Source organism: Blautia sp. HCP28S3_G10, from assembly GCF_052065235.1.
In the GTDB taxonomy this organism is placed as follows: Bacteria; Bacillota; Clostridia; order Lachnospirales; family Lachnospiraceae; genus Blautia_A.
In genome coordinates, this window is record NZ_JBQHUL010000074.1 from 1 (window position 1) to 3,935 (window position 3,935).

A 3,935-nucleotide genomic window follows, 5' to 3' on the forward strand; every position below is an offset into this window, starting at 1 on the left:
TTCTAAAGGATTTATGATAAAGGTTTCCACTACCGGAATGGTGGTTTCCTAAAAAACGGATTTGCGGTTTCCTGTCACCGGACAGCAGGGACACGGGCACCGGATTATTCAGCTGCCTTTTTTAAAACCTTAGCGACTGTGTTTCTGGATACACCGCAACTCTGTGCGATGTTCCTCTCACTGAATCCTAAGCTTTTCAAGCGTAGGATTTCACGATACTTGGTCATAACTTACGACCTCCTTTATCTGTATTCACACCAAAGGTGTGTATTTACAGTATAAAGGAAATATATGTAATAGAGCCCAATAAGGTGGCTCTGAATTACCGGAATATATGGCTCTCATTCTCCGGAATGGTGGCTCTCAAAGTCCGGATAGGTGGCTCAAAGAGCCCCGGAATAATCATGGTGTCAGTGTATTGATAACAGGTGTTTTTCTTTATTTAATGGGTGGATATATAAGAAAATATGATCCATTTAAGCGTATAAGAGCATGGGTTTTTATAGGTATAATAATTATTACATACGTTTTTATTTATATATCGAATTATAATAATGTTGCAAATATGATTCAGGATTATGTGTCTGGTGGAAACAATGGGATATTTTACCATAATTTAAAAACATATGGAAATTATAGCATTGTAGTAATGATTGTTGGAGTATGTTTTTTTGAAATTTTTAAACGATTACGTATTCCTCAAAACAAGATCATTAATTACATAGGTGCGGCAACTTTTATGACATACCTTATACATGATAATGGGTTTTCATACAGCATCTGGAATACACAGGATTGGATAACTTTATTATATTACAATCCACTATTATGTTTGGTAAAAATTTTTGTCTGGACATTATTCTTCTTTGGAGGAGGAATTATTGCGTATAGTATATTTATATGGTGCGGAAAACTATATAATAAATATAAATATATATTTTTGATAGATAATAAATGAATTATATGTTTGCCAGAGTTAAATTATAGGACATTTGTTTAGAGTATTGTTCTTGGATAAAAGGAGTTCTGTATGTCATTATATCGAAATTTGATTAAATCACTTCCTTTCGCCAGCGGGATTATCAGAAAGTATAAAGTTTATAAAAAACAAAAAGTTCGTAAACAGATGATGGAGAAGCGAGAACAGCAGGTGGATGAAGAATTGAAGCGTGCAGCTCTGTGGATTGAACGACATAAAGAAAAGTCACAGATCCTTTATACCAGTAAACCGTTGGTTTCCATGATTGTATTAAACAGAAATGGAACAGAACATCTGAATATCCTGTTGAAATCACTCCTTGAAAAAACATTCTATGATAATTATGAACTGATAGTAGTAGATAATGCATCTACAGATGGCTCGATAGAATTTCTGGAATCTTTTGTGGGTAAAATAAATCTGCATATTATTAGGAATAATGAAAATATGTCTTTTTCGAAGGCGAATAATCTTGCAGTAAGAGAAGCATCAGGTGAATACCTTTTATTTTTAAATAATGATACAGAGGTGACAGATGGTTGGCTTGATGAACTGTTATTTATTGCTATGGAAAAAGAAAAAGCAGGAGCTATAGGTGCGAGACTTTTGTATCCTGAGATTCCTGTAGGGAGTACTAATCAGAAAAAATCCTATTGTATTCAGCATTATGGGATTGGATTTCGGAAAGTGAAACGCAATGGTGTCGATTTTGTACAGCCTTATAATATGGAAAACGGATCCGATAAATTGTGTAAAGATTTTGAAGCTGTGAGAGAAATGGCTGTAACAGCAGCAGTACTTCTTGTTTCACGACAGATCTTTGAAGAAGTAGGAGGATATGATGAAGGCTATAATTATGGCTATGAAGATGTAGATCTTTGCCTAAAAATCCATTATGCAGGATATCAGAATTATCTTGCCCCGGCAGTGGTAGTGTTTCACTATGAATTTGGTACGCAGAACAAGGACGATCAGAAGGAAGTCGAAGAACGTAGACTTCATAATATGTATGTTTATCAGGGAAAATGGCAAAATTATCTCCAGCGAAAGATATTGAGAGAAGGAAAGGAAGCACCTCTTGATAAGCAGAAACTTGACATTTGTATAGCGGAACTTAGAGATTTAGAAATGGATACAGATAATGCTGACACAGGTGGTCTAAAAGATTATAAATATGCGCTTCACTTAAAAGATCTTCTGGAAGAAGAAGGGTACTCTGTCGAAATACGACCATATGCGAAGTGGAGTAATGACACTACAAGTTTATCTGTTTTAGTAATAAGAGGTGACAGACCATATTATCCAAAAGTTGATCCACAGCAGAAAAATATCTTGATACTGCGGTCAGATAAAGAGGAATCATTGCTTACTGATGAGGCAAAACGGTTTGATAAAGTGTTTGTAGAGAGTAATTATAATATAGCTGACCTTTTGGAAACTATAAAAGAGTCTGATTAAATGGACATTTTATATATTGTAGTACCAGCCTACAACGAATCGGAAAACATCCGTTAACTGATAGATGACTGGTATCCGGTTATAGAAAAACATAATAGAAACGGCCAGTCGCGACTGGTGATCATTGACGATGGAAGTAAAGATGGTACATATACTATGGTAAAGGAATGTAATCAGCAGTGAAATTTCCATGCATCAATGTCGTTTTTCCTCGACAACTTCCTGAAAAAGTAGTATTTATATGAAGGATTCTGTGCTATGATAGGAAAAGAAATGTAAGTGTTGATAGTTTATGTCATTGTATAAGGAAATAAGGGGAACAGGATGAAGAAGATTATTAAAGCAGTGCTGGCATTTGGACTGTGCCTTCTTCTGGCAGTGCCGGTGTGGGCAGATGCACAGAGTGGAAAACAGAAACCGGATTATACTACAGATTATTATATGATCGTGGAATCAAAGGCCGGAGGGATTGATATTTATTCGCAGCCGGATTTTGATTCAGAGAAGCTGAATGATGAACTGATTCCGAACGGGACAGCACTTCATATTGAAGGGGAAGTGGTGGACAAGGACAGCAACCGCACATGGGGATATACAACATATCGTGGAATGAACGGGTATGCACCGATGGATGACTGTAAGCCGGCAGAATCCAGACAGGAGGCAATTGATTCAGAACTTTATATTGCCGGTCGGGATAATGTGGATTATAACGCAGACTATGATGTGAAAGCCTATGATGAGAGCGGAAGCCAGCATCTTTATCAGGGACCGGGCGAGAAATATGGTACAGTTCCTGGAGTTCGTGAAATCCAGAATGGAGAAACGCTTCATATCACGAAGGACGCAAACATGGTTGACGGATCTCACTGGGGTGCAACTACAGTTGATGGCAAAGAAGGATGGATGGATCTGGATAAAACAGAAGAAAATGCGAAGAAAAACGTTGAAACTGTTGATATGATCGCAGAATCGGAGAACGGAGATAAAACAACAGAAAACAATGGTGTGACGCCAACTCCAGATGCTGAAACAACATCAACTGCAGAATTAACTACAACCCCGGAGCCAGAAACAACATCAACCCCGACAACAGAACCGACCGTAACTTCGGAAGCAACACCAACAGTGGAGCCGACAACAACCCCGGAGGCAACTCCGACAAAAGAAGCTGAGGAAACGCTGGAACCGACAGCAACGCAGATTCCGACAGTTACTTCTGAACTGACAGAGGCAGCGCAGTCTTCTTCGGCAGCAGTTAAGAACAGTAAAGAAAAAGATTCCATGGATATTAAACCATTTCTTTGGATTGGGCTGGCAGCAGTTGTGGCAGTGGTTCTTGTGCTGATTTATCATAAAAAGAAAAATAAGTAATTAAAGTTAAAAAGTAACCGCCAAATAATGATGCGGTCAGATATAAAATTACTCCAGCCCTTTGCGAGTTGGAGTAATTCACTATAATTCACATGCGATTTTTGATAGATTGGAGTTTTTCACT

Annotated in this window: 4 protein-coding genes; 3 read left to right on the top strand and 1 reads right to left on the bottom strand. The window is 37.7% G+C overall.

The window, feature by feature from the left end; genetic code table 11:
* Positions 1 to 104: 104 nt before the first annotated feature.
* On the bottom strand, positions 105 to 227 hold the full coding sequence (locus ACTNB8_RS16075; RefSeq protein WP_441056082.1) for a sigma factor-like helix-turn-helix DNA-binding protein: 123 nt from the start codon (positions 225 to 227) through the stop codon (positions 105 to 107).
* Between the two features lie 191 nt (positions 228 to 418).
* Between ACTNB8_RS16075 and ACTNB8_RS16080 the strand changes: the two genes are divergently transcribed.
* The 3 genes from ACTNB8_RS16080 to ACTNB8_RS16090 all read left to right on the top strand — a co-directional run bounded on the left by ACTNB8_RS16080 (position 419) and on the right by ACTNB8_RS16090 (position 3,811).
* Positions 419 to 958 carry a hypothetical protein gene (locus ACTNB8_RS16080; RefSeq protein ID WP_441056083.1) on the top strand — a complete coding sequence of 180 codons (540 nt, stop codon included), beginning with the start codon at positions 419 to 421 and terminating at the stop codon, positions 956 to 958.
* 72 nt (positions 959 to 1,030) lie between these two features.
* Entirely contained in the window at positions 1,031 to 2,437 is a 1,407-nt protein-coding gene (locus ACTNB8_RS16085) for a glycosyltransferase family 2 protein (RefSeq protein ID WP_441056084.1), read from the top strand.
* 324 nt (positions 2,438 to 2,761) lie between these two features.
* A complete protein-coding gene (locus tag ACTNB8_RS16090; RefSeq protein WP_441056085.1) occupies positions 2,762 to 3,811 on the top strand; it encodes a hypothetical protein in 1,050 nt (349 codons plus the stop codon).
* The last annotated feature ends 124 nt before the right edge of the window (positions 3,812 to 3,935 follow it).